Origin of the sequence: Gluconobacter vitians, from assembly GCF_015244565.1 — a bacterium.
Lineage (GTDB): Bacteria > Pseudomonadota > Alphaproteobacteria > Acetobacterales > Acetobacteraceae > Gluconobacter > Gluconobacter vitians.
This window is the reverse complement of record NZ_JABCQG010000009.1, coordinates 68,036-93,851: the sequence shown is the minus strand read 5'-3', so window position 1 is coordinate 93,851 and position 25,816 is coordinate 68,036. Positions and strand designations below refer to the sequence as shown.

At 62.6% G+C, this 25,816-nt stretch carries 21 protein-coding genes and 1 pseudogene; 14 read left to right on the top strand and 8 right to left on the bottom strand.

All coding sequences use genetic code 11. The features are described from left to right. Positions 1-17: 17 nt before the first annotated feature. A complete protein-coding gene (gene hrcA, locus HKD24_RS08520; RefSeq protein ID WP_194259904.1) occupies positions 18-1,088 on the bottom strand; it encodes a heat-inducible transcriptional repressor HrcA in 1,071 nt (356 codons plus the stop codon). Positions 1,089-1,169: 81 nt separating this feature from the next. On the opposite strand from hrcA, the gene rph reads away from it, so the two are divergent. From rph to HKD24_RS08505, 3 genes and pseudogenes are all read left to right on the top strand, one after another. After that, complete coding sequence (gene rph / locus HKD24_RS08515) at positions 1,170-1,892, top strand: ribonuclease PH (protein ID WP_194259903.1); 723 nt, start codon at positions 1,170-1,172, stop codon at positions 1,890-1,892. Further along, on the top strand, positions 1,892-2,491 hold the full coding sequence (gene rdgB, locus HKD24_RS08510) for an RdgB/HAM1 family non-canonical purine NTP pyrophosphatase (RefSeq protein WP_194259937.1): 600 nt from the start codon (positions 1,892-1,894) through the stop codon (positions 2,489-2,491). Before rph ends, rdgB begins: the two co-directional genes overlap by 1 nt. Positions 2,492-2,661: 170 nt before the next feature. Continuing rightward, a pseudogene (locus HKD24_RS08505) lies at positions 2,662-3,884 on the top strand (cation:proton antiporter). 7 nt (positions 3,885-3,891) lie between these two features. Here the strand turns inward: HKD24_RS08505 and HKD24_RS08500 are convergent. Both HKD24_RS08500 and HKD24_RS08495 read right to left on the bottom strand, forming a co-directional pair. After that, positions 3,892-5,271 (bottom strand): amidohydrolase family protein, encoded by a 1,380-nt coding sequence (locus tag HKD24_RS08500; RefSeq protein ID WP_194259902.1) that lies wholly within the window; start codon positions 5,269-5,271, stop codon positions 3,892-3,894. A 118-nt stretch (positions 5,272-5,389) separates the two neighbouring features. Then, positions 5,390-7,207 carry an ABC transporter ATP-binding protein gene (locus HKD24_RS08495; RefSeq protein WP_228124278.1) on the bottom strand — a complete coding sequence of 606 codons (1,818 nt, stop codon included), beginning with the start codon at positions 7,205-7,207 and terminating at the stop codon, positions 5,390-5,392. A 181-nt stretch (positions 7,208-7,388) separates the two neighbouring features. Between HKD24_RS08495 and nth the strand changes: the two genes are divergently transcribed. Next, positions 7,389-8,087 carry an endonuclease III gene (gene nth, locus HKD24_RS08490; protein ID WP_194259900.1) on the top strand — a complete coding sequence of 233 codons (699 nt, stop codon included), beginning with the start codon at positions 7,389-7,391 and terminating at the stop codon, positions 8,085-8,087. Here the strand turns inward: nth and HKD24_RS08485 are convergent. The 4 genes from HKD24_RS08485 to HKD24_RS08470 all read right to left on the bottom strand — a co-directional run bounded on the left by HKD24_RS08485 (position 8,084) and on the right by HKD24_RS08470 (position 12,244). Further along, positions 8,084-8,593 carry a hypothetical protein gene (locus HKD24_RS08485; RefSeq protein WP_194259899.1) on the bottom strand — a complete coding sequence of 170 codons (510 nt, stop codon included), beginning with the start codon at positions 8,591-8,593 and terminating at the stop codon, positions 8,084-8,086. The two genes, nth and HKD24_RS08485, sit on opposite strands and share 4 nt — an antisense overlap. A gap of 64 nt (positions 8,594-8,657) precedes the next feature. Next, the gene (locus tag HKD24_RS08480; protein ID WP_322783300.1) at positions 8,658-10,859 is read right to left on the bottom strand and encodes a ComEC/Rec2 family competence protein; all 2,202 of its coding nucleotides are present in this window, start codon (positions 10,857-10,859) and stop codon (positions 8,658-8,660) included. Between the two features lie 75 nt (positions 10,860-10,934). Continuing rightward, a complete protein-coding gene (locus tag HKD24_RS08475) occupies positions 10,935-11,660 on the bottom strand; it encodes an NADPH-dependent F420 reductase (protein ID WP_194259898.1) in 726 nt (241 codons plus the stop codon). Further along, a complete protein-coding gene (locus tag HKD24_RS08470; RefSeq protein WP_194259897.1) occupies positions 11,657-12,244 on the bottom strand; it encodes a cupin in 588 nt (195 codons plus the stop codon). The genes HKD24_RS08475 and HKD24_RS08470 overlap by 4 nt, the downstream gene beginning before the upstream one ends. 213 nt (positions 12,245-12,457) lie before the next feature. Between HKD24_RS08470 and gltX the strand changes: the two genes are divergently transcribed. The 9 genes from gltX to HKD24_RS08425 all read left to right on the top strand — a co-directional run bounded on the left by gltX (position 12,458) and on the right by HKD24_RS08425 (position 24,260). Continuing rightward, on the top strand, positions 12,458-13,876 hold the full coding sequence (gene gltX, locus HKD24_RS08465) for a glutamate--tRNA ligase (protein WP_194259896.1): 1,419 nt from the start codon (positions 12,458-12,460) through the stop codon (positions 13,874-13,876). After that, the gene (locus HKD24_RS08460) at positions 13,869-14,810 is read left to right on the top strand and encodes an aspartate carbamoyltransferase catalytic subunit (protein ID WP_194259895.1); all 942 of its coding nucleotides are present in this window, start codon (positions 13,869-13,871) and stop codon (positions 14,808-14,810) included. Before gltX ends, HKD24_RS08460 begins: the two co-directional genes overlap by 8 nt. Beyond that, the gene (locus HKD24_RS08455) at positions 14,807-16,093 is read left to right on the top strand and encodes a dihydroorotase (protein WP_194259894.1); all 1,287 of its coding nucleotides are present in this window, start codon (positions 14,807-14,809) and stop codon (positions 16,091-16,093) included. The genes HKD24_RS08460 and HKD24_RS08455 overlap by 4 nt, the downstream gene beginning before the upstream one ends. Beyond that, on the top strand, positions 16,090-16,722 hold the full coding sequence (gene plsY, locus HKD24_RS08450) for a glycerol-3-phosphate 1-O-acyltransferase PlsY (protein ID WP_194259893.1): 633 nt from the start codon (positions 16,090-16,092) through the stop codon (positions 16,720-16,722). The genes HKD24_RS08455 and plsY overlap by 4 nt, the downstream gene beginning before the upstream one ends. Positions 16,723-16,766: 44 nt before the next feature. Further along, positions 16,767-17,951 carry a DNA-processing protein DprA gene (gene dprA / locus HKD24_RS08445; RefSeq protein WP_194259892.1) on the top strand — a complete coding sequence of 395 codons (1,185 nt, stop codon included), beginning with the start codon at positions 16,767-16,769 and terminating at the stop codon, positions 17,949-17,951. A 25-nt stretch (positions 17,952-17,976) separates the two neighbouring features. Continuing rightward, entirely contained in the window at positions 17,977-20,673 is a 2,697-nt protein-coding gene (gene topA, locus HKD24_RS08440) for a type I DNA topoisomerase (RefSeq protein WP_194259891.1), read from the top strand. Between the two features lie 177 nt (positions 20,674-20,850). Beyond that, positions 20,851-22,587 carry a S41 family peptidase gene (locus HKD24_RS08435; RefSeq protein ID WP_228124267.1) on the top strand — a complete coding sequence of 579 codons (1,737 nt, stop codon included), beginning with the start codon at positions 20,851-20,853 and terminating at the stop codon, positions 22,585-22,587. Between the two features lie 26 nt (positions 22,588-22,613). Continuing rightward, entirely contained in the window at positions 22,614-22,955 is a 342-nt protein-coding gene (locus tag HKD24_RS08430) for a DUF1491 family protein (protein WP_062507646.1), read from the top strand. A 156-nt stretch (positions 22,956-23,111) separates the two neighbouring features. Beyond that, positions 23,112-24,260 carry an OmpA family protein gene (locus HKD24_RS08425; protein ID WP_194259890.1) on the top strand — a complete coding sequence of 383 codons (1,149 nt, stop codon included), beginning with the start codon at positions 23,112-23,114 and terminating at the stop codon, positions 24,258-24,260. 132 nt (positions 24,261-24,392) lie between these two features. Here HKD24_RS08425 and HKD24_RS08420 read toward each other — a convergent pair whose 3' ends face one another. After that, entirely contained in the window at positions 24,393-24,938 is a 546-nt protein-coding gene (locus HKD24_RS08420) for an Ig-like domain-containing protein (RefSeq protein ID WP_194259934.1), read from the bottom strand. A 312-nt stretch (positions 24,939-25,250) separates the two neighbouring features. Between HKD24_RS08420 and HKD24_RS08415 the strand changes: the two genes are divergently transcribed. Next, a complete protein-coding gene (locus HKD24_RS08415; protein WP_062507642.1) occupies positions 25,251-25,811 on the top strand; it encodes a hypothetical protein in 561 nt (186 codons plus the stop codon). The last annotated feature ends 5 nt before the right edge of the window (positions 25,812-25,816 follow it).

The window sequence follows — 25,816 nt, the reverse complement described above, 5'->3', positions numbered from 1 at the left end:
CAGGGTTGCCGAAAACTTCAGCCAAGCAGGCGCCCGACCATCCGCGCGGTGTAGTCCACGACCGGCACGATCCGCCCGTAATTCAGGCGGGTCGGGCCGATCACGCCAATGGCGCCCACGATCTTCTGGGCCTCATTGCGGGCCGGGGCCACGATCATGGAGACGCCCGACATGCCGAACATGCCGCTTTCGCGCCCGATATAGATCCGCACACCCTCGGACGCATCGGCCAGTTGCAGAAGCTGGAGCATGGTCTCCTGCGTCTCCAGATGGTCGAACAGCATGCGGATGGTTGTCAGGCGTTCGATCTCGGTAATGTCAGCCAGCAGTTTCCCCTGCCCTTTCACGAACAGCGTCCCGCCATCGGCGTCCCATGTCGCCAGCCCGCTTTCGATGACGCTGGCAGTCAGGGCATCCAGTTCGTGACGGCTGGCATCCATCTCCGTCCGCACCCGTTCGCGCAGATTACCCAGCGTCAGCTCCCCGAGACGGGAATTGAGATAGTTTCCGGCTTCAACCAGCGCCGAAGGCGGAACACCGGGCGGCGTTTCGATAATACGGTTCTCCACCTGCCCGTCCGAACCCACCAGAATGACCAGCACGCGCCCCGGACCCAGCGCCACGAACTCGATATGCTTGAGAGTCGCGTCCGATTTCGGCGCGAGCACCAGTCCGGCGGCCGAAGACAGGCCCGACAGCAGGGAGGACGCTTCGGAGAGAATGTCCTGATAGGAGCGTCCATGAATATCGAGGCGGCTGTCGATGCTGGCGCGATCCTCCTCGGTCAGGGAACTGAACTGGAGCAGCCCGTCCACAAACAGGCGCACGCCCTTTTCAGTTGGCAGCCGTCCGGCCGAGACGTGTGGACTGAACAGCAGTCCGGCACGGGCCAGTTCCGCCATGACATTGCGGATGGTGGCTGGGGACAGGCTGGGCTGCAGGCGCTGGGCCAGGGTCTGGCTGCCGATGGGTTCGCCGGTTTCAACATATTCCTCGACGATTTCCCGCAGGATCGCAGCTTCACGATCACCCAGACCGTGGGGCATCGGGATGGAGGGGCGGAACAGGAGAGGCTGTGGTCGCATCATGGTAAACCAACTGTCGGGGCTGGATGCCTTCGCGTCAAACGCGGTAGAGGCGGGACATATTCGACCACAGGATCTTTTTACATGACCAACACCGCAGGCAAGCGTCCTTCAGGGCGTGCACCGGACGAAAACCGCATTATTTCGATCGAGACCGGCTTTGCCCGCCATGCCGAGGGTTCGGCCCTCATCCGTGTGGGCGGGACGGAAGTTCTGTGCACGGCGACGATCGAAGACCGCGTGCCGCCCTTCCTGCGCAACAAGGGACAGGGCTGGATCACGGCGGAATACGGGATGCTCCCGCGCGCCACGCATAGCCGGGGCCAGCGCGAGGCCGCCAAGGGCAAACAGTCCGGCCGGACCCAGGAAATCCAGCGCCTGATCGCACGTTCGCTGCGCGCCTGCGTGGATCTGAAAAAGATCGGCGAGCGGACCATCACGCTCGACTGCGACGTGCTGAATGCGGATGGTGGCACGCGCTGTGCGTCCATCACGGGCGCCTGGGTGGCACTCTCTCTGGCGCTGAAAAAAGCCAAGCGCTCGCAGGCCCTGACGGCGCAGGTCGCGGCTGTCTCCTGCGGACTGACGGAGGCCGGTGCCGTGCTGGATCTGGATTACATCGAGGACAGCAGCGCACAGGCCGATACGAATTTCGTCCTGACGGCAGATGGTGGCATCATCGAAATTCAAGGGACGGCCGAGGACAAGCCGTTTCAGGAAAGCGAATTCTTCGAACTCCTGCGGCTGGCGAAGCTCGGCACGGCACGGCTGTTCGAAGCCCAGAACAAGGCGCTGGAGACTGCATGATGCGTAAACTTTCCCCCGGTTCAAAGATCGTGCTTGCCAGCCACAATGCCGGCAAGCTTCGCGAATTCTCCACCCTGCTGGCCAGGAGCGGAATCATCGTGCTCTCGGCCGCAGAACTGGATCTGGCCGAGTCGGAAGAAACGGAAGAGACCTTCACCGGCAATGCCGCCATCAAGGCTCTGGCCGCAGCCCGGGTCTCCGGACTGCCCGCGCTGGCCGATGATTCCGGGTTCTGCGTTTCAGCGCTGGATAACCGGCCGGGTGTCTATTCCGCGCGCTGGGGCGGGCCGGCCAAGGACATGCAGGTCGCGATGGAGCGCGTACACCGGGAGATGGGCGATAACCCGGATCACCGGGCATTCTTTGTCGCAGCCCTGTGTCTGGCCTGGCCGGATGGCGAGACCCGGACCGTGCAGGGCGAATGTCACGGCACGGTCGTCTGGCCGCCACGGGGCGATCACGGGCATGGTTATGACCCGATATTCGTGCCCGAGGGTGAAAGCCGGACATTCGCGGAAATGTCGGAAGCGGAGAAAAATGCCGTCAGTCATCGCGGGCGGGCGCTGGAGCAGTTCCTGAAGGACTTTATTGAAGCCTGACTGGAACAGACCCGGTTTTCCCAAGAGGAAAATCCGGGTTTATTTTTTCTGGAATTTCTGGATCCAAAAAGCACAAACATAGATCCACAAAATACATAGTAACAAAAAATCACCGCAAATTCTGTGATTCATATTACCCTGATCGGACCAGAAACAAAAAAGGGATCATCATGGGGAATGTGAAAGCACTGTTGGCGGATGCATTTATATTTGCCCTTATCCCATGGGGACTGTGGCAGCTGCTCAGACGCTCCATTCCGATTGCCATCCTGCCTATTCTGGTCGGCATTCTTCTTGCGGTCCTGCATTTTCCCGCCTCGACCATCGGCATTCCCTCGCTCTACGGCGATTATATCGGCTGGCTGGCCGTTCTGGTTCTGGCGTTCACTGCCGGGCTGGAAATGTGGCAGAACCCGACCCATTCCCCCGAAGCCGCAAACCTGCCCTCCCCGACGCTGGGCCGCCTTCTGTGCGGCGCACTGTGGCGCTGGGGATTCCATTCGTCATCGGCACCATTCTGGTCAAACTGTTCTTCCTGCCGCTGCATGGCTGGCAGGCCCCCCATGGGAATGGCTGGATTGGCGCCATGTCGATCGGGCTGTGCATTTCCGTCAGTGCCCTGCCGGTGCTGATCGGGATCGTACGCGAACTGGAGCCTGTCTATCGCCCTGTTGGACAGCTCGCCCTGAAACTCGCGGTCGTGGACGATGCCGCGCTCTGGATCGGTCTGGCCATCCTGCAGTTTGCGGCACGCGGACCTGACGCCCTGCATGGCTGGACCGGTTTCGAGGGGCTGGCCGTCCTGCTGCTGATCGGCATGGCCTTTCTCAGCAGCTGGGCCACGCGGAACCTCAAAAACCCGCCGATCTGGGTGATCTGGGCAGCTGTCCCCGCCTATCTCGCCGCCGGGTCCTGGGCGAGCCATGAACTGGGCCTGCATGAGCTGATCGGAGCCTATTTCGCAGGTGCGCTCATGCCGCCACGCTGGGTCCGTCGCCTGCCAGTCGAGGCCGTGGGTACGTTCTCACTGATCTGGCTGGCCCCCATGTTCTTCGGCCATAGCGGCCTTCGGATTGACGGCGATGCGCTGACCTGGCCGTCGGTCATAGCCTCGCTCCTGCTGGTCGTGATCGCCATTGTCACGAAGATCCTGGCCGTCTGGATCTTCCCGCCAGCACCGGGCCTGACGCACCGGCAGGCACTGGGCATTGGTTCGCTGCTGCAATGCAAAGGGCTGATGGAAATCGTGGCAGCGACCATCCTCCATGCCCATGGCATGATTTCGGAATTCGCCTTCGCATCCCTGATGGTTCTGGCCGTGATTTCCACGACCCTGACGGGACCGATGTTCCGGCTGGTGTCAGGGCGTTCCCGACCCCAGACCGCCGGATAACCGTTCCTCAGTTCTTCGAACGCACGGGGCCGTGGCTGACAAGCGTGCCCCGCTGCCAGACCTGATCGATCTGGTCCACGGCACCGATGTTTTCATCGGCATTACCATTCACAACCAGCAGATCGGCCCGACGACCCGGCGCGATCACACCACGATCGGACAGGTGCATCAACGCCGCGGCATTGCCGGTCGCCAGACTGATGGCCTGCACGGGCGAGAGTCCCGCCTGCACTGTCAGGTACAGTTCACGATGCTCGGCAAAACCGGGAATACGGGTCGGAGCAGCACCGGAATCCGTACCAAAACCGACCTTCACGCCGGCACGATACAGGACGGCCAGATTCTTCTGATTGATGGACAGCGCATAATGCGAGGCCTTGCTCAGAGGCTTGGCCATCGTCTCGGCACGCCATTTCGGGTCCGTAAACTGACGGCGCAGGGCCGGATCCATCCCCGCCAGCACGAATGGGTTGGAAAGCAGTTCGGGCTGTTCGGCATAAAGATAGTTCGCCTCGTCCAGATCCAGTGTCGCGATGTACCATGTTCCCTGACGGAGCATCGCGGCGATCAGATCGTGATCAACCGGCTGGTCCCGGACGCCATGAGCGAGAATATCAGCTTTTGAGGCCACGATGGCCTTGGCGACGGCGAGATCATGGATATGAACCGCAACCCGCGTGCCATGCTGATGCGCCTCGTCGATCGCAGCCTGATAGATGGCCGGAGGCAGCATCGGATAGGTCTTGCCGTCGGGCACGTCATTGCGGAAATCATCCACCCAGAGCTTCACCAGATCCGTATGCTCCGCGATCATCTGGTCCACGTCCTTGCGGGCCTCTTCGGGCGAAGTAGGGCGGAAAACCTGATCGGGACCGATACCATTGACCATGGCAGCCGGAGGCACACCATCAGGCGCGCCAATCCCCTGATCCACGCCATACAGATCCGCGCCCGGATTGCGGCCTTCATGCTGTTCCTGACGCAGCGTATCGAAAAGCGGAGAGCGGTTCAGACCCAGCGCCGTGACGGTCAGGACACCGTAATCGGAATACTGCTTCAGGGCCGCAAGAATATTGGCGCGGGTGTAATTATCGCGGCTGGCTCCCGTACCCTTCACAAGCCCGACATGGCTATGATCGCTAATGAGCGCAGGCATGAGCGTCTTGCCCGTCAGATCCACATGACGGGCATCGGCCGGTGCGGGAATACCCACGGAGATGATGGTGCCGTTATCAACGACCACCGTGGCATCCGGCTGGGCCAGGGCGCCCGTCCCGTCGATCAGCCGCGCATGTTCGAACGCCACCGGTTCAGCCATCGCACTCCCGACGATCAGGGCGGCAGGCGTTGCAAGCAGCAGGGCGGCGAAGGCGGAACGGATGGTCATGCAGCGGTCTCCTGTGTGGCTCCCGTCGGGCATCCTGTGGTCCGGGCGGAAAGGTCCATGAACGGAGGAACGCAGCCAGACCTGAAAGGATGCAAAAACGCACCCTTTCCCTCCCCGTTCAGACTTCCAGCGACTGAAGCTCGAACAGCCGGCGATAAATGCCACCTTCCCGTTCGATCAGTTCGGCATGGGTTCCATCTTCCTTCAGTTCGCCCCGGTTGAAGACAAGAATGCGGTCCAGTTCCATGACGGTCGAAAGACGATGCGCCACGACGATCACGGTCCGGTCCTGCATGAGGCGGCGCATGGCGTCCTGCACAAGAGCTTCAGATTCGGAATCAAGGCTGGACGTCGCTTCGTCAAAGATCAGGATCGGCGCATCGGCCAGAAAAGCGCGGGCGATGGCCACACGCTGGCGCTCGCCACCCGAGAGCTTCACACCCCGCTCACCGACCATGGTTTCATAACCTTCCGGCAGGCGCTCGATGAACGGCGCCGCATTGGCGAAACGCGCGGCTTCCTCGATTTCGGCACGGCTGGCATCAGGGCGTGCATAGGCGATGTTTTCCGCAAGCGTCCGATGGAACAGGACCGGTTCCTGCGGCACGATGGCGATATGCGAGCGCAGGGAGTCCTGCGTCACATGGGCAATATCCTGCCCGTCCACCACAATCCGCCCACCATTCACGTCATAAAGGCGCTGAAGCAGTTTGGTCAGGGTCGTCTTGCCCGATCCGCTCGGCCCGACAAGAGCAACGCGGGAGCCCGGCGCAATATCGATCGTCAGATCGTGGTAAAGCGGCTTGTCCTGTCCGGGATACTGGAAGTCCACATGCTCGAAGTGGATGGCACCCTGCGAGAAACGGGCCTCCTTGGCATCAGGAGCATCCCGAATGGCAGGCTCACGGCGGAAAATCGCCACCAGCTCTTCCATTTCGTTGACAGAACGCTGCACCTGGCTGACCTGCTGGCCCAGATCGCGCAGATAGCCCTGCACGAGGAACATCATCGTCAGCACATAGGCCACGTCACCCGGCCCCGCCTTGCCATCCCACCACAGCCAGACGGCCAGTCCGATCAGGAGCATCCGCATGGCGAGCGATGACAGGGCCTGAAGATTGGCGCTGTTGGTCCCGCGGATCCAGGTTTTGAGGGTGCGCTGACGCCAGCCGTGAATGATGCTGTCGAGCCGCTCGTCTTCCCGGTCTTCCGCACCGAACGCCTTGACGACGGGGTTGCAGGTTACGGCATCCGCCATCGCAGCACCCATTTTCGTATCCCACTCATTGGAGGCACGGGCGGTGGGCGCGACGTAACGCAGGGTCAGGGTGATGGAAAGCCAGGCAAACAGCACGACCGAGACCGCCAGCACCGAGCCCATAAGTGGCGAGCGGAACATCAGAACGGCCGTCGTGCCGCCCAGAACCAGCACTTCCGGCGCGATCAGAAGCAGCAGCGTGTCGTCGAGCGTATCGATCGCCCAGATGCCGCGTGTCAGCTTGCGAACGGTGGAGCCGGCAAAGTTGTTGGCATGCCAATCCGTCGAAAAACGCTGCACCCGATCAAAAGCCTGATTGGCAATTCGGTGCATGATGGCGAGCGTGAGATGCGAAATCCCGATAAAGGACGAGCGCCGCCCGAACAATCCGACCAGTCCCAGAACAATCAGCCCCCCGACCATAAGGAACGCATCGTCTCGCAGATGCAGAAGCTCGGCCGTCTGCTCAACGGCGGGGCCAGCAGCATGGCGGGAAATATCGTCCACCAGACGACCCGCCAGAATGGGCGTGCAGACATCGGCCAGGGTGGCGAGGCCGACGCCACCCAGGGTCTTTGACAGCAGAAGGGGATGGTCCCGCCAGCGGCTGGAGACGAAAGACAGGACCTCGGTAAAGGAGACGTCCTGCTTGCGGCCCTCCTGCTGCTGGGTGGTCATGGGAAGAGTGGTATCGGACACAAAACGCTCCGCCGTCTGTCTGCCTGCGGTGTGATGCAGGGCAGGCCACGGTGTGATGGCATGGAATTTTCAGAACTTTGCCGTATCTTGCTGTCTGTCCCAACCGGACGCAACAGCCCCGCAATACGCCCCGGTAACACATCCCAGTGGAGTGCCTGTCATGACCGATGCCCCCGCAACCGCAAGCCGGGCCATGAGCAAGGCAGTCGCGAAAGCCTTCATCACCGCACTGGCCGAGGCCAACCCCAACGCGGAGAGCGAACTTGTGTTCCGCAATCCGTTCGAACTTCTGGTGAGCGTCGTGCTCTCGGCCCAGGCCACGGACAAATCCGTCAACAAGGCGACGAAGGGCCTGTTCGAGGAAGCGCCCGATCCGGCGTCCATGGCAGCCCTCGGCGAGGACGGCATTGCGCGGCATATCCGCACGATCGGGCTGTGGCGGGCGAAGGCGCATAACGTGATGCTGCTATGCGAACAGTTGCTGGAATGGCACGGAGGACAGGTCCCGTCCGACCGGGCCTCGCTAGAAGCGCTGGCCGGCGTGGGGCGCAAGACGGCAAATGTCGTGATGAATGTCGCCTTCGGGGCGGATACGATGGCGGTAGACACGCATATCTTCCGCATCGGCAACCGGACCGGCCTGGCACCGGGCAAAACCGTGCGACAGGTTGAGGACGGGCTGGTTGCGCGGATCCCAAAAGACATGCTGCGCCCGGCGCATCACTGGCTGATCCTGCACGGACGCTATGTCTGCAAGGCGCGCGCACCGGAATGCTGGCGTTGCCCGGCGACGAAATGGTGCCTCTATCCCGACAAGCGGATGCAGGCCCCGCCGGCACGAAAAGCCGCTGCGACCTAAAGGATCTGCGCCGCTGTCCGGCGAGAGGCCTGATAGGACACGGAATAGACCACAATCGTGTTGACCACGCGCATATGCGTCGTCACCGAAAAGCCATTGGCGTTCCAGGTAATCTTTTCCGTCATGGGCGTCCGCACGTCGAAAAGCGGCTGGCCGTATTTCTGCCGGACGGCACGCCCCCATTCCTCGGCGCAGATGCGAACATCGCCAGAATCCGTATCCGTCAGGGCATGGACCTCCACCGAAGCCAGACGCCCGCCCAGAAAATTCACATCCACATTCGACAGGCACGACCCGATCGACGGCCCCTGCATGACATAGCGCGCGAAACCCGCCCGGGGCACCGGCGCGGGAAGCGCCATCATTTCCGGATGGCTGAACTTTGCTTCCGGCACGCTCATACCCAGGCTCAGCCCTTCCCAGATCACGGCGGGAGCGGCCTGCGCCGGAACAGCTGCCGTCAGTGCAAGCGCGAGCAGAACGCCCGTTGCGGGTTTGTAAGCCACGATAGCGGACCTCCTTGTACGGCGATCCTACAGGGCGATTGCTTTCCAAAAGGTTGAGAGGCGCTCACTCAGACTGGGCCAGAGGCAGGTTGGGCATGCCATGCCAGCCCACGGGCGGCACCCAGAGCCGGTTTCCCCGCCAGCTTCGGTCCGAGATGACCTTAAGATCCTGCCCTGCAAACACACTGTAGGCCCCATCCCGCCAGACCGAAAACCGGTCGATAGACGGCACATCCGGGCAGCCTTTCCGCGCAGGCGAGGCACTGATGAACAAGCTCACGCCCTCGCACAGCTCCACGGTAGGAAGATTATTGCCATCCGAAGCATCACGCACACGCAGCAGGACGGTCTGCGCACCAAGAGACATCCGGCACGGACCCGACAGACAGTCTGACGGTAGCGGCGCCGTGGGAAGGGCGAGAGCCTGCTGCCAGTCTTCCAGTGTACGGCGTTGCAGGCTGGAATGAGGCCCGACCAGAAGCACACCCTGACGACGCACAGCCATCAGCCCCGCATCCGGAGAAACAAGAATATCCGGCTTCGGCGCAAGCCAGATCGAGGCCAGCCCGACCGCGATAGGCAGCAGACCAGCAAGACATACCCTGCCCTTCCACAGGCACAGGAAACACAGTCCGAGCATGACCAGAAGCAGACCCCAGCCCGGCATGGCGGGCACAGGCTGATGCGCCATCGGAAACGCCGCCACACGCTCCGCCAGCGCCTGCACGATGTGGATTCCTATCCCCATGAGCTTTAAAAAAGGCGCTTCGGCATGGAACGGCATGGCCACGAGCGCCAGAAGCCCGACCGGCATGATCCAGACCGCTGCCAGCGGCACAGCCACGAGATTGGCCAGCACGAACCAGGGCTGGAGCGCGCCGAAATGCGCCATGCTGACCGGCAGGGTCGCCAGTCCGGCCAGAAGACTGGTCAGGACAAGCGCAGCACAATGGGACGCGACAACACGATACCACTCTCCTTCACCCCGCAGGCGCATGAGCGGCTCACGCAGGACACCATAGCCCGCGATCAGTCCCATCACGGCGGCAAAGGACATCTGGAACGACACATCGATAACCGAGACCGGCGAAACCAGCAGGATCAGGAGCGCCACGATGGACAGCGAGCGCATGGACAGCACGCGTCGCCCGGTCACGATGGCCAGCGTCACGATACTGGCCATGCCCAGCGCGCGCAGGCTGGGAAGATGCGCGCCTGTCAGCATCACATAACCCGCCCCGGCCAGCAGGCCGGCAACAGCAGCGATCTGCCGGCACGGCCAGCGCAGGGCGACATATTCAATGGCGGCCAGACCACAGCGCAGCGTCACAATGACAGCCGCCATCACAAGCCCCAGATGCAGCCCAGCCACAGCAAGAAGATGCGCCAGCCCCGAAGCGGAAAACGTCTCGCGCGTATGCTGGTCGATGCTCCCCGCCTCTCCCGCCAGAAGCGTCGCGGCAATGGCGGCAGTCTGGTCAGACAGCGCCGCATTGGCGCGCAGAGCCACGGTTTCGCGCAGGGATTCAATCCAGGACTGGCGGGAGGGCGCGCCTGAAAGGCTGGCCGGACCAAGCGCATAGCCGCTTCCGGCCAGCCCCGAGAACCAGGCTTCCCGCCGAAGATCCCGCCCGCCGGGCCAGGAGGGTGGTGGCGGTGCGCGCAGCATGGTGCGCAGGCGGATTGTGCTTCCGGGCTCGGGAAGCAGATCGTCATCATCGCGCAGACGGATATGCAGCGTCCGGCGCAACGGCGCCATCCCGGCATCGACAGGCGTGTCAAACACAGCATCCGCAAGTGTCACGCGATGACCGTCATCCTCGTCATCATTGCGGGGCGGCAGGATTTCCAGCGACTGGACGCGCCCGGTCAGAACCGTCGCATGGCTGGGCAGGGCCGGCATCGGCGGCTGCATCCGGGCCTGAAACGCCAGATCGCCAAACCCGATCGCCGCAGAGAGCAGCGCGAATCCCAGCAAACGCGGAAACAGCCGCTGCCAGCCCCACCAGAAACAGGCAGACCCCATCAGGATCGGCAGAACCGTGACGAGCACAACAGACAGGATGGAAGGCTCGAACGGCAGAACCAGATACAGCATGGCTCCGAGCCCAACCGCGACCGGAAGCCAGCAGATCATCTGCCGCCCCTGATCCAGAAAAGACCGGATGATGGCAGGCGGTGGCGTCAATGCGGGGTCAGGGGACTCCGGGCTGGCCAGAAGTTCGCGCGGATCAAGGTCCGGAACGGAAAGGGGCTCTGTTTTCACGGACAGGACCGTAACGGATTTTTCCGCAGGACGCGCCTCCTCACTCGAGGCCGACGCATCCCGAACAGACTTCCCTTACTGCGACAGGTGAAGCGCCTGTTTCAGACCAGCGGCATCCTGTTCCAGCTCAAAACCGGTGTTGCCCGGCTGAAACAGCTTTGCAGTCGCAAGATTTCCGGTCACCACAGGCTCGAATCCGGCCGCCCTTACCAGCGCCACCACCTGCGACACGGCCTGCGCATCATCTCCCGCAACCGGTACGGCCAGAAGAGGCGCCGCACGATGGGCTTCGGAGCGGAGCGTGGTCATGTCGACGGAATTGAACGCCCGCACCACATGCGCGGACGGGAAATAACGCTGGGTCGTCACACCCGCCCCATCCTTCTGCGCCGTATCCGCAATCGCCCCATCCCGCCAGGGGTAGGGATTGGACGGGTCAAGCACGACCTTATCCAGCAGCGTCCGGCTGAGCTGCGGGCCAAGCTGCGGAATGGCGCCATAGGGCACGGCGAGAACCACGATATCTCCGTAAGCCGACGCCTGGGCCGGGGTTCCGGCGGTAGCGAGCGGGCCAAGCGACGTTGCGAGCGACTGCGCTTCGGTCAGGGAACGGGCCGAGACCATGACGTGATAGCCCGCATGGACCCAGAGTTCGGCCAGCGTCGTGCCGACATGGCCGGTGCCGATGATGCCGATCCGGGTTTTCTGGCCTGTGCTCTCAACCGCGCTGGCGCTGCTGACCGTGGCCAGACCTGCGAGCGCTGCAAGAAAGGGACGTCGTCTGAGAGGAAAGGCTGTCATGAGGGATGCCATTCCCGTGCGAGGACGCCTGCTCCGCCCTGAACCGGATCGGTTTTCGGGAATGGCAGGTCATGGATGCGGGCGCTCTGTTCTGCTGTGGGCGCAGCACGGAGAATGTCGAAGGACTGGTTGGGCGGATAAGCGCCAATGACAGTGAAATCTTCATCCGAGCCAAGATTGCAGTGTCCCGTTCCCGCCGGAAGCAGGGCGATATCGCCACCACGCACCTCGACCGTCCGGGCCTTCGGGCCACCGAGCATGAGGCGGGCAGAGCCGTTGGAGAACCCCAGAACTTCATGCCCCAGGCTGTGATAGTGGTGAAACGGATAAACGCCGTTCCGCCACTGCGGTGGCCAGCCGTTACGGGCAAACAGATCCTCATAGACCGATTCACGGTTCGGCCCTGCTTCCAGCGCATTGCGATAGACAATGACGGGAAGGTCCGGATTGTTCGGCACCCAGTCATTGGCGTGCAGCGTAAAGACGTCCACGTGCGATGTCGTGGCGCTCGCATGATGGATCCTGCCCTCTCCGAAGGTCAGTCCCAGCCCTGCCAGCAGGGCGTTGAAATCGCGTCGGTTCATCGAAAAGGCACCATCCGGACTATTGAGGTACAGGATAGGCAGGTTCGGGAAAGGACAGGAAATCACACGCGCTTGAAGAGGCTTAGCTTTTTGTAAGACACGGCGTTTTGACGGTTTTCCCGGACAATCCGGCGATCGGCGGAGCGAGGGGCCGCAAACAGGACCCTGTGCTGGCGGATGGAAGCGCAGGGCAGAGCGTGATATGACGGTGACATGACCATCCGTACGCGATTTGCCCCCTCCCCGACGGGTCTGCTGCATGTCGGCAATGCCCGCGCCGCCCTGTTCAATTTCCTCTTTGCACGCCACCACGGCGGCGAATTCCTTCTGAGGATCGAGGACACCGACAAGGAACGCTCCACCCAGAAAGCCGTGGACGTGATCTTTGACGGTCTGGCCTGGATGGGGATCGAGGCAGATGCGGAGCCGGTTTTCCAGTCCGCACGTCAGGACCGCCACACGGAAGTCGCGCTGGAGCTTCTGGCAAAGGGGCAGGCTTACAAGTGCTTCTGCACGCCGGAAGAGCTGACCGCCATGCGTGAGAAGGCCATGACCGAGAAGCGCCCGCCCCGTTACGACGGCACCTGGCGGGACCGCGATCCGTCCGAGGCCCCCGAGGGCGCACCTTATGTGGTACGTCTCAAGGCACCGCGCGAAGGTGAGACCGTCATCAAGGATCTGGTGCAGGGCGAAGTCCGCGTGGCGAATGCGGAGATGGACGATCTGATCCTGCTGCGCTCCGATGGCACGCCGACCTATCTACATGCCGTGGTTGTTGACGATCATGACATGGAGATCACCCATGTCATGCGCGGTGACGATCACCTGACGAACACGTTCCGTCAGGCCATGATCTATCGCGCCATGGGCTGGGACCTGCCGCATTTCGCACATCTGCCGCTGATCCACGGACCGGATGGCGCCAAGCTGTCCAAGCGTCACGGCGCACAGTCAGTCGTGGATTTCCGCGAGGAAGGCTATCTGCCGGAAGCCCTGTGCAACTACCTGCTGCGTTTGGGCTGGGGTCATGGCGATGCCGAAGTCCTCTCCCGTGAAGAGCAGATCAAGCTGTTCGATCTAGACGGCGTGGGCCGGTCCCCATCGCGCATGGATTACGTCAAGCTGGCGCATCTGAATGGAATCTGGATGCGTCAGGCTGATGATACGCGCCTGACGAATGACGTCATGGAGCGCCTTCAGGGCCGAGAAGGTGTGGGGACGGACGACAAAACCCGCGCGCGCATCCTTGCGATGATGCCGGGCCTCAAGGAACGCGCCAAGACGCTGGTGGAACTGGCGGATAATGCCGCTTTTGCAGGCTTCACCCTGCCGCTGACCTTCACACCCAAGGCCGAGAAGCTGCTCGGCGAGGATGGACGCAGGGTTCTCGAAGGCGTCGGCAAGGAACTCGCCGCTCTCAAGGATTTCACGCCCGAAGCCATCGACGCCACGCTGCGCGCCTATGCCGAGAAGCACGAAATCAAGCTCGGCTCCGTGGCCCAGCCGCTGCGCGCTGCCATGACGGGCTCTACGACCTCTCCGGGCATTGACCTGACGCTGTCGGCTCTGGGTCAGGACGAGGTCCTGGCCCGCATTGCCGCCGTTCTCGCTTCCGGGTCTGTCGATGCCTGAGCAGCCTTCCGTCCCCCGGCATCTGCTGGGAATCGAGGGGCTGTCGGCCGAACAGCTCGTGCCGTTCCTCGATCTGGCGGAAAGCTACGCGCTTCTGAGCCGCTCGCGTTCTGCGCCGCGTGATGCGCTGCGGGGACGGACGGTCATCAACCTGTTCTACGAAGACAGCACCCGCACCCGCACGAGTTTCGAACTCGCGGGCAAGCGGCTGGGCGCGGATGTGATCAACATGTCCGTCGCCACGAGTTCGGTGAACAAGGGCGAGACGCTGCTGGATACAGCAGCAACGCTGAACGCCATGCGCTGCGATTTGCTGGTCGTGCGGCATGCGCAATCCGGTGCCCCTGCCCTGCTCTCGCAGAAGGTGGAGGCCAGTGTCGTCAATGCGGGCGATGGCACGCATGAACACCCGACACAGGCGCTGCTCGATGCGCTGACGATCCGCCGTCATTTCGGCCGCCTTGAGGGCCTTACCGTCGCGATCTGCGGTGATGTCGGGCACAGCCGGGTGGCGCGCTCCAACATCCATCTGCTGACGGCGTTCGGAAACCGGGTCCGTCTGGCTGGACCGCCGACGCTCCTGCCCGCCGCCATTGCGGAGCTCGGGAATGTCGAGCTGTATTCCGACATGGACAAGGCGCTTGAAGGCGCGGATGTCATCATGTCCCTGCGGCTTCAGAAAGAGCGCATGGGCGCCGGTCTGGTGCCTAGTGCCCGCGAGTATTTCCGTTTCTTCGGGCTGGATCGCAGGCGTCTGGCGCTGGCGAAACCTGGCGCGCTCGTCATGCATCCGGGGCCGATGAATCGCGGGGTGGAAATCGCGTCGGACGTGGCGGATTCGGACCAGAGTGTGATTTCCGAACAGGTTGAAATGGGCGTGGCCGTGCGGATGGCGGTTCTGGACCGCCTGTCCCGGGCACGGATGCCGGTATGAGTAATATCGTTTTTGAAAATGTCCGCCTGATCGACCCGGCCTCGGGTCGCGATGAGACCGGACGACTTGTGGTGCGTCAGGGGAAGATCGTCGCCTGCGAAGATGGATCGGTCCCCGAAGGAGCGCGGGTCATCGATGGCGCGGGCGCAGTCCTGTGTCCGGGACTGGTGGACATGCGCGTGGCGCTCGGGGAGCCGGGCTCGGAATACCGTGAGAGCGTCTCCTCTGGCGCGCGAGCGGCCGTAGCGGGCGGCATCACGACGATGGCGGTTCTGCCCAATACGTCACCACCGATCGACAATCCGGCGCTGGTTCATCTGCTGCGCGTTCGGGGCGAAGAGACGGGTATGGTCTCGATCCATCCTTACGGTGCGCTGACGCGCGGCTGTGAGGGCGGCGAGATGGCCGAACTCGGGTTGCTGCGGGACGCCGGAGCGGTCGCGTTTACTGATGGAACGCGGGCCATCGCTGATGCCAAGCAGATGCGTAATCTGCTGTCCTATTCGCGTTTTCTTGACGCCATCGTCGTTCAGCATCCGGAAGAGCCGTCGCTGGCCAAGGGCGCCTGTGCCACGGCTGGCGCGCGCGCCGTGCGGATGGGGCTGCCCCAGGTTCCGGCAGCAGCCGAGGCCATCATGATCGCACGCGACCTGCGTCTGGCGGACATGACGGGTGCGCGCCTGCATTTTGCCCATGTCTCGACGGCGGAGGGACTGGATCTGATCCGCGAGGCCAAAAGCCGCGGCATTCGTGTGACCTGCGATACAGCACCACCCTATTTCGCGATGACGGAAGACGATATCGGCGATTTCCGCACTTATGCGAAACTGTCGCCTCCCCTGCGCAACGAAGCGGACCGTAAGGCCGTCTGTGCTGCGCTGGCGGATGGGACGATTGATGCCGTAGCCTCCGATCATGCCCCGGCGGACGCCGACGACAAGCGGCTGCCGTTTGCACAGGCGCGGGCCGGTGGAACGGGGCTGGTCACGCTGATGGGCGTCACGCTCGGCGCCGGGCTGCCACTGGTTGATGCGTTGCGACTGGTGACGTCCGCTCCGGCAGCCCTGCTCGGTCTTGAGGCCGGAACGCTGGCAGTCGGAAGCGATGCCGATCTCTGCCTGTTCGATCCGGACAAATCATGGACCGTCATAGCCGGGGAACTTCCGGGTCGGGCGCAGAACACGCCTTTTGATGGACGGAACCTGAAAGGCCGTGTCCTGCGCACGTTCAAACGCGGTGTGGAGGTCTTCACGGCCGATAACCAGCCGGATGCGGCTGCATGAGCGGCTTTCAGGCACAGCTGATCCTCCTGTCTCTCGTGGCCTATGTCATCGGCAGCATTCCATTCGGTCTGCTTCTGACGGCATTGGCCGGCGGCGGGGATATCCGCAAGATCGGATCGGGCAATATCGGCGCGACCAATGTCCTGCGTACGGGACGCCGTGGACTGGCAGCGGCCACGCTTCTTCTTGATGCCCTCAAGGGGGCAGTGGCTGTCCTGATCGCCCGGTTTTTCTTTCCTGGGGCGAATGAGACGACCATGGCCGTAGCGGCCGTGGCCGTCGTGATCGGACACTGCTTTCCGGTCTGGCTCGGCTTCCGCGGCGGCAAGGGCGTTGCAACGGGACTGGGCACGATCTGGGTTCTGTCCTGGCCGGTTGGGCTGGCCTGCTGCGCGGTCTGGCTGCTGGTCGCGCGTCTGAGCCGGATTTCCTCAGCCGGGGCGCTGGCGGCGTTCCTTCTGGCTCCCGTGCTGATGGTTCTGTTATCGGGTCATCCGCTGCATTCACCGATCTCCGTGGCGACGCTTCTTGTCTCGCTGCTGATCTGGGCCCGGCATTCAGGTAATATCGCCCGGCTTCTGACAGGACGGGAGCCGCGTGTGAACGTGGATCAGGCTTCCCGGCGCTAGATTTTAAGTACCTGTTAAGGAATCTGTCCTAAGAAAAAGATCTTATGACAGCGTCTCTAGCTCCCCTTCCCGTCATGTCCGCAACAGACCGAATCGACGCACTCCGTCTGGCGCGGACGCCCGGTGTCGGCTCCATCAACTTTGCGCGACTGATGACGCAATATGGCAGCGCCGGTGCAGCTCTGGCGGCCCTGCCTGCCCGGATGCGCAAGGCAGGGCGCCGGGAAGAGCCTGTCATTCCATCCGTTTCACGCATGACGGAGGAGCTGGAACGCCTTGAAAAACTGGGCGGAAACATGCTGATCCGCAGCGACCGGGACTACCCGCTTCTCCTGTCCCGCGTCCCCGATGCCCCGCCGGTTCTGTTCACGCTTGGAGACGTGCGCAAACTGTCGGTCCGCGCCGTGGGAGTTGTGGGCGCGCGCAATGCCTCGGCTGCAGGGATCCGGATGGCGGAGAGCCTTTCAGCCGAGATGGCACATGCCGGACTTTGCGTGATTTCCGGGCTGGCACGGGGAATCGACTCGGCGGCCCATGCCGCAGCTCTTCATCCCGGACTGACGGTCGCGGCCATCGCGGGTGGGCTGGATCATGTCTATCCGCCTGAGAACGCCTCCCTGCAGCAGCAGATTGCCGAGCGGGGCTGTCTGGTAACGGAAGCGCTGCTGGGCACTGCACCCCAGGCTCGCCATTTTCCGCGGCGTAACCGCCTGATTGCCGGAATGTCGCAGGCCTGCCTGATCATCGAGGCAATGCTTGGATCCGGCACGCTGATCACGGCTGATCTCGCCCAGTCCTATAACCGTGAACTTCTGGTTGTGCCCGGTTCGCCGCTTGATCCGCGGTCACGGGGTGGAAACCAGTTACTGAAAACGGGCCAGGCGACGCTGACAGAAAATATCAGTGATATTCTTCAGGCCCTGCCGCTAGAACTTCCCCCGCGTGAGCTGGCGCCCTGGCAGCGCGCGCCAGGCCACAACCCGCTTCTGACGGGGTTTTCCGAGCCTTCAGTCGCATGGGGCGCGGCGCCAGAAGATGACTGGATTGATCCGGATGTGATCCAGAAAACAGTGTGTGCGCTTCTGTCCGTAACACCTGTAGCAGTTGACGAGGTGGTGCGCCGCTGCCAGTTCTCCGTGTCGGCAGTGCTTGCGACGCTGGCCGAGCTGGAGCTCGGAGGGGTCGTGGAGTTTGTGCCCGGCGGACGCGTGGCGTTGCTGCCGAACTGAAGTGACGCGGAATACCGGAGTGGCGATGACGGACGTTGTGGTGGTCGAGAGCCCGGCAAAGGCCAAGACGATCAACAAGTATCTGGGAAGCGGATATACCGTGCTCGCTTCGTTCGGCCATGTGCGGGATCTGCCGCCCAAGGACGGCAGCGTGCGCCCGGACGAGAACTTTGCCATGAGCTGGCAGACGGACGAGCGCGGCGCAAAGCAGATCTCTGCCATTACCAAGGCGCTGAAGGGGGCGAAGAACCTTTACCTCGCCACTGACCCGGATCGCGAGGGTGAGGCGATTTCCTGGCACGTCCGCAGCGTTCTGGAAGAAAAGAAGCTTCTGAAGAACGTCGACGTCCATCGCGTCACCTTCAACGAAATCACGAAATCAGCCGTCACGGCTGCGATGGCAGCGCCTCGTGAGCTGGACCGTCCGCTGATCGACGCCTATCTGGCCCGTCGCGCGCTGGACTATCTGGTGGGCTTCACGCTTTCTCCCGTCCTGTGGCGCAAGCTGCCCGGCAGCCGGAGTGCGGGGCGCGTGCAATCCGTTGCTCTGCGCCTGATCTGCGAGCGCGAAGCCGAGATTGAAGTCTTCCGGCCCAAGGAATACTGGACCGTCACCGGCGGCTTCACGACCCCGGGCAAAGCGGCGTTTCAGGCACGTCTGACGCATCTGAAGGGCGAGAAGCTCGACCAGTTCGACCTGAACAACGAGCAGCTGGCTTTCGGTGCGCGCGACACCGTTCTGGGTGGACAGTTCACGGTCCGCTCCGTCGAGCGCAAGCGCACCAAGCGCAATCCGCCGCCGCCGTTCACGACGTCCACCCTGCAGCAGGAAGCCTCGCGCAAGCTCGGCATGAGCGCGCAGACCACGATGCGCACGGCCCAGCAGCTTTATGAAGGTGTGGATCTGCGTGGCGAGACCACCGGTCTGATCACCTATATGCGGACCGATGGCGTGACGATGGCAAAGGAAGCCATCGGGGCCATCCGCGGGCATATCGGCAAGGCGTTCGGTGACGAATACGTTCCAGATTATCCGCGCAGCTATTCGACCAAGGCCAAGAATGCGCAGGAAGCCCATGAGGCCATCCGCCCGACGGACGTGTTCCTCACACCGCAACAGGTCGCCCATGCCCTGACGCCGGAGCAGAAGAAGCTTTACGAGCTGATCTGGAAGCGCTCCGTCGCCTCGCAGATGCAGTCGGCCGAACTGGATCAGGTGGCAGTAACGCTGGCGGATGCGAGCGGCCAGACCCTTCTGCGCGCCACGGGCTCGACCATCGCGTTCGACGGCTTCCTCAAGCTCTATATCGAAGGCCGTGACGACACGAAGGCCGAAGACGAGGACGGCAAGCTCCTGCCGCCCATGAAGGAAGGCGACCGCCTGACGACGGGGACTGTGGAGGCCGAGCAGCACTTCACCCAGCCGCCGCCGCGCTATTCGGAAGCCTCGCTCGTCAAGAAAATGGAAGAGATCGGCATTGGCCGTCCCTCGACCTATGCCTCCATCCTCGGTGTGCTGCGGGACCGCAACTATGTGCGCCTGGACGCACGGCGCTTCGTTCCCGAAGATCGCGGCCGTCTGGTCACGGCATTCCTGACGTCGTTCTTCGAGCGCTATGTTGATACCGGCTTCACGGCCTCGCTCGAAGAGCAGCTCGATGACATTTCGGGCGGCCGGGCCGACTGGCATGATGTCATGGCCGCCTTCTGGCATGACTTCTCGGCTGCCGTGGCGCAGACCAAGGATCTGAAGATCTCGGACGTCATCGACGCACTGGACGAAGACCTCGGACCGCATTTCTTCCCGCCACGTCCCGATGGCGCCGATCCGCGCGTCTGCACGTCCTGCGGAACCGGGCGACTGGGTCTGCGGCTGGGCAAGTTCGGCGCCTTCATCGGCTGTTCGAACTATCCGACCTGCCAGTTCACCCGCCGTCTGGTGGCCGAGGAAGGCGATACCGAAGGGCTGAATGACGGCCCGAAAGTTCTGGGACAGGATCCGGAGACCGGTGAAGACGTCACGATCCGCCGCGGGCCTTACGGTCTGTATATCCAGCGCGGAGAGCCGAACCCCGAAGACAAAAAAGCCAAGCCCAAGCGGACGACCATTCCCAAGGGTCTCGACGGCAACACCATGACGCTGGAACAGGCGCTGGGGCTGCTGTCCCTGCCACGTCTGGTCGGGCTTCATCCCGAGACAGGCGAGAAGATCGAGGCCGGTCTGGGACGGTTCGGACCCTATGTGAAGATGGGCGCCATCTACGGCACGCTCGACAAGGACGATGACGTCCTGACCGTCGGGCTGAACCGTGCCGTGGATGCGCTGGCCAAGAAACTGGCCTCCATCCGCAATCTGGGACTGCACCCGAAAGACGGCGAACCGGTCATGATCCGCAAGGGACGTTTTGGTCCGTACGCGCAGCATGGCCAGCTGATCGCCAACCTGCCGAAGGGGCAGGATATGGACGAGGTCACGCTGGATGAGGCCGTGGCGCTTCTGGCGGAGAAGGGCAAACCACTGAAAGGTGGCGCAAAAAAATCTTCGACCAAAAAAGCCGCTCCAAAAGCTGCAAAGGCCAAGAAAGCCGTTGCGTCTGCGGAAGGTGATGAGGCGGCTCCGAAGAAGGCGACAAAGCGCAGTCCGGCCAAAACCGCCACAAAGACGAAAACCACAACGCCGCGGAAGCGTAAGACTGTCTCCGACACGTCGTCGGAAGACTGAGAACAGATCGGGTCGGCAGTGTTGCCAGATGGCACTCCCGACCCCACATTCGGTCTGGCAAGTCTTTACCGTGGCTGAAGTTTGTGGCGTGGTCACGTTACGGGAGCAGCCGTTTTTTGCCGTCCCGTCTCCAAGGACCCCGTCTTGCGTCATGCCGTCCGCCCTATGACCTTTTTCATGCCGCGCAGCCGCGAGGCGGCATGTCACCCGGCCCTGTGTCTGGTGGTCTGCATGTTTCTTCTGGTAGCCCCGACAGGATCCGCAAGATCACAGCCGGCTCCTGCTGCTGGGCAGGCCGCGTCCGCCGCCACGCCCACACCTGTCCCACCTACATTTTCAGCCTCCGTCACACGGGAGGTTCTGGTTGCAGCCCTCGGCTTTCTGGAGCCACGCACGCTTGAAGCCCATTCCGCGCGGGATTTCTGTGTCTGGGGGCTGGATGGTCTGACAGCCATTGACCCGACGCTGTCCGTTACCGAAACGCAGTCTGCAGTTTCGGAACCCGCAACCGCGCATACTCCGGGTGCTGCCATGGCAGCGGAAAAGACTGCTGACGCATCCGCGCATACACCGGCTGTGCTGAACGTCCTTCAGGGGCAGACGGTCATATTCAGCCGGACCATGCCTGCCGCAGACAGCAACGGCGCATGGGCCGATCTGGTCACGGCTGCCATGCAGGCAGCCTGGCAGCACTCCTCCACCCTGCGCGACGCCGGATCAGATGCCCTTCTGCAGGGTTTCTTTGACGAGCTTTTCAATCATCTCGATCCCTATTCCCGCTATCTTGGCCCCTCGCCCGCCATGTCGGACCGCACCCGGCGGACGGGCAATACGGGAACGGTCGGTCTGAGCCTGGGACAGAGCGGGCGGACGATCGTGATCACCGCCGTCAATGCCAACGGCCCCGCTTGGGAAGCCGGCGTGGACATGGGGGAGCGTCTGGTTTCCGTCAACGGGCGGACGACGCGTGGTCAGGATGTCGCCACGGTCCAGGCATGGCTGGATGGTGACGAACATACGTCCGTTACACTGGGAATCGCCGCGAAGGGACACCGGACGACGACCGTTCGGCTGGAACGCGCGCAGGTGCCCCCCGAGACCGTGTTTGCCTCGACGGACGGGCCCTTCACCGTTCTGCGCGTCACCTCCTTTTCGACCCAGACAGCCGAGGAAATCAGCCAGTACATTGATCAGGTCGTAGATGAGCCGACGCCGGATGCGCCCTCACAGACTGCAGACAGAAAGAAGGCCGCGGGAATCATCATCGATCTGCGCGGAGACCGTGGCGGCGTCCTCCAGCAGGCCGTGACCACGGCGGCCCTGCTGCTGGATCACGGGGTTGCCGTGACCACGCATGGCCGAAACCCTCTGGCCAACCACATCTGGGCCGTTCAGGGTGGGGACATGACCAATGGGACACCCGTGGCAATTCTCGTGGATGGACGGACAGCGAGTGCTGCTGAAATCCTGGCCTCCGCCCTGGCCGATCATCGCCGCGCTGTCGTGATCGGCAGCGAGACGCTGGGCAAGGGACTCGTGCAGGTGATCGGACAGATGCCGAACGGGGGCGAACTCTTCGTGACGTGGAGTCGCAATCAGGCTCCTCTCGGCTGGCCGATCCAGGGGCTGGGCGTCATGCCGCAACTCTGCACGTCACTCGGCACGGACTCCCTGCAGGCCCAGATCTCTGCGCTCAAGCAGGGAAACACCCTGCAGGCCGAAGCCGTGCAGATGGCGCGCGCGGCCCGCTACCCGGTTCCGGTTTCGAAAATCCTCGAGATCCGGAAGCACTGTCCGGCCGCCATCGGTTCGGACGCCGACATCGACGCAGCGAGGGCACTGCTGTCTTCCCCCGCCGCCTACAGGGCGGCTCTGGAGTCTGTTCCTGACGAGAACAGCGCGCCCCTCCACTAACCTTGCAGGATGAACGGAAAACAGTCATGGGCGCACGATTGAAAACGGGACTGTGGGTACGGGCTGTCCTACGCCGTATTTCCTCGGACGGCACGTCTGCCATGGTCCTGAAGAAAGGTGACGAAGACGCCGGTGCGGTTCTGATCGTCCTGACGGACCGTTCGGGCGGACTCGGCGTCCTGCGGGAAGACGGCTCCGACTGGGCCCGCGTGGACGCCCACGATCCGGCCAGTGTGGACGCCTATCTGGAGCGCCAGAAGAAATATGACCCGGACCTGTGGATCATCGAACTGGAGATGCGGGATGTCTCCCAACCCGTGGAGCGGACGCTCGGATCGCGGCGCCTCGATCTGGACGAAGAGGCATAAACTGTGGGAGGGAAGACACAGCACATGGCGAACCTGTCATAAAGAAAACCGCATGATGCGGCATTGTGCTGTGTGATGCGTTGCCATCGTCCGAGCTTTCGGCAAGAACACACACAGATAAGGTTGGCAGATTTGGCTGGTTGGAGAGAAATGGACATGACGCAACGATCCGTTGTCAGGACCTGGCTTACCCGCGCCGGGTTCACTGCAGGCGTTTCGATTCTCGTCATGGGTGCCGCAACCGCACAGCCCGTCAAAGGCCTGTATGTTGCAGGTGAAGGCGGTGCGAGCTTCAATCAGGACCAGACCGCACGCCTGTCCCCTGTCTTTCCGAGCGGACGCGACCATTACCAGGCCGGCGTAACCGGGATTGGCAGCCTCGGCTATGGGCTTGGAAACGGTTTCCGGGTCGAAGTCGAAGGCAACTACCGCAACAACCGCCTGCAGCAGTTCCGCTCCAGCACCTTCCCGTCATCCGTCGGTGGCCGTCAGCAGGGCTATGGCGTCATGGCCAATGCGCTGTTCGACATGGATATCGGCAAATCCTGGGTTTTCCCGTATTTTGGCGCCGGTATCGGCTATGGCTGGCAGGCGATGAACACCTATGTTCATGCTCCGAACGGCGCTTTTGACCAGCACGTGGGCGGCACGACCGGGAACTTTGCCTATCAGGGTATCTTCGGTCTGTCCTTCCCTGTTCCCTGGGTCGTGGGTCTGTCGGCCACGGCGGAATACCGCTTCTACACGCTGATGGGCCCGAACGGGCATCATGCCACGGCAACCGGTATTTATGGTGGCTGGGACAAGACCAAGGAATTCGGGGTTTCCAGCGGTAACCGCGATACCCGCACGGACTTCAATCATTCCCTGATGCTGGGGCTGCGCTACGAGTTCAATCCGGCGCCCCCGCCGCCGAAACCGGTTGCCGCTCCCATGCCGATCCCTGCCCCGGCCCCCACCCGCACCTATCTGGTGTTCTTCGACTGGGATTCGGCTGAGCTGAGCGCCCGCGCCAAAGCTGTGGTGGCTGCTGCGGCACGCAATTCCACGTCCGTGCAGGTCACGCATATCGAGGTCAGCGGCTATACCGACACCTCGGCCGCCCATCCCGGACACCGTGGCGAGGCCTACAACATGGCGCTCTCGCAGCGTCGTGCGAACACGGTCAAGGAAGAGCTGGTACGTGATGGCGTAGCCGCAGGGCTGATCACGACGCAGGGTTTTGGCGAGAGCCACCCGCTGGTGGTTACCGGCCCCAATACCCGCGAACCCCAGAACCGCCGGGTAGAAATCGACTTCAAGTAAGACGGTCTATCCGCGATCCGGCCAGCCGGCGGTCTCCTGTGAGGCCGCCGGTTTTTTTTGTGACTGTCAGGCATGAAAAAAGGGCGGAGAGAGATCTCTCCGCCCTTTTGGATCCATCAGCGGGATGGACGCTTATTTCTTGCGGCGCACCGTGTGACGGACAGTCGCCTTTTTGGTGGTCGTCTTGGTCGGTGTCGGGGCGACAACGGCAGGCGGCTTTGGAACAACAACGCCTGTTGCGTCGACCGTGGCGTGGATCGTCAGGTGCTCGCGCTTCTGGCCGCCACCGGGGATCAGCTCGGCCGTGAACGAATCCGTTCCGGCATAGGCCGTAGCCGGCGTGTAGTCCACGTAGGTCTTGCCATCGTAATTGTAGAGGAAGGCCTTGCCGTGTGTCGGCGCCGGACTGACACCGAAGGAGGCATAGTTGCCACCCATCGGCTTCTGGATGGCGATGGAGCACAGTCCGTCATCACTGCGGACCGTCATGTCGACACTCATTGTCCCGTCAGCGGCCTTTTTGACGGCGGAGACGTGACAGACAGCGGAGGTCCGCTGGTAGCCGAAGGGATTCGGAGCCACGGAACGCTGGACGATCGGCTGCTGGGCACAACCGGAGAGAAGCAGGGATACGACAAGTGCCGAACCCAGGGTAATGGCAGAACCTCGCAGACGCACGGTCAACTCCAACGCATCGTGACTGGACATGCCGCGTTTTCACGGCGGACAGACGTTCGGATGTAGAACAGGACAGCACGGGGCGAAAGACTGCGTGAAGGGACAGCGACCATTTTGACGGTATTTTATGCCTGATGGCGGATAAATTGGTGTTGAGAGGGTATGCGCCCATTTTCTGCCACGAAATCATGTTTCGGATTAAGGGCTTGCCGCACGTTCCTCAGACGCAGAATCAGCTTTCGCAGGGGGTCGACCGCGGGTAGTCTGTTCCAGTGGTTGTGGCCGGTCGATCCGGTCTTGTGGAGTCTGTCAATGCCGTCGATCTTTCGTCGTTCCTTCAAGAGCCTGCTTGCTGTCGGGCTTTCCTGCGCTACGCTTGCTGCCGTTCATCCCCTGTCCGCCCGCGCTGCGGACTGTGGCAATTCGCCCGCTCACGAAGCCTTCGATGTGGCCGGCCTGAAGTCCGAGCTGATGGTGACGGCGCTGTCCTGCAAGGCGCAGGAGCGTTACAATGCCTTTGTCGGCAAGTTCCGCCCGGCCCTGCTGAGCGCCGATGAGCGTCTGAACAGCTATTTCCGCACGACCTATGGCCGTCGCGCCCAGGTCGAGCATGACGACTACATCACGCAGCTTGCTGACATCCAGTCGCTGGGTGGCCTGAAATCCGGCACGGTGTTCTGCCAGCAGCGCGAAGCCATGTTCGATGAGATCGACGCGCTGGAAACCGCGTCCGACCTGGCGCATTACGCTGAAGCCAAGGACGTCGCCCAGCCGGCCTCTTATGAGAGCTGTGAAGCCCCGGCCACGGTGGATCGCCACTCCCGCAAGGGCGTAACGAAGCGGGCCACCACCCGTCGCACGAACCGCGCCTGAGCCAA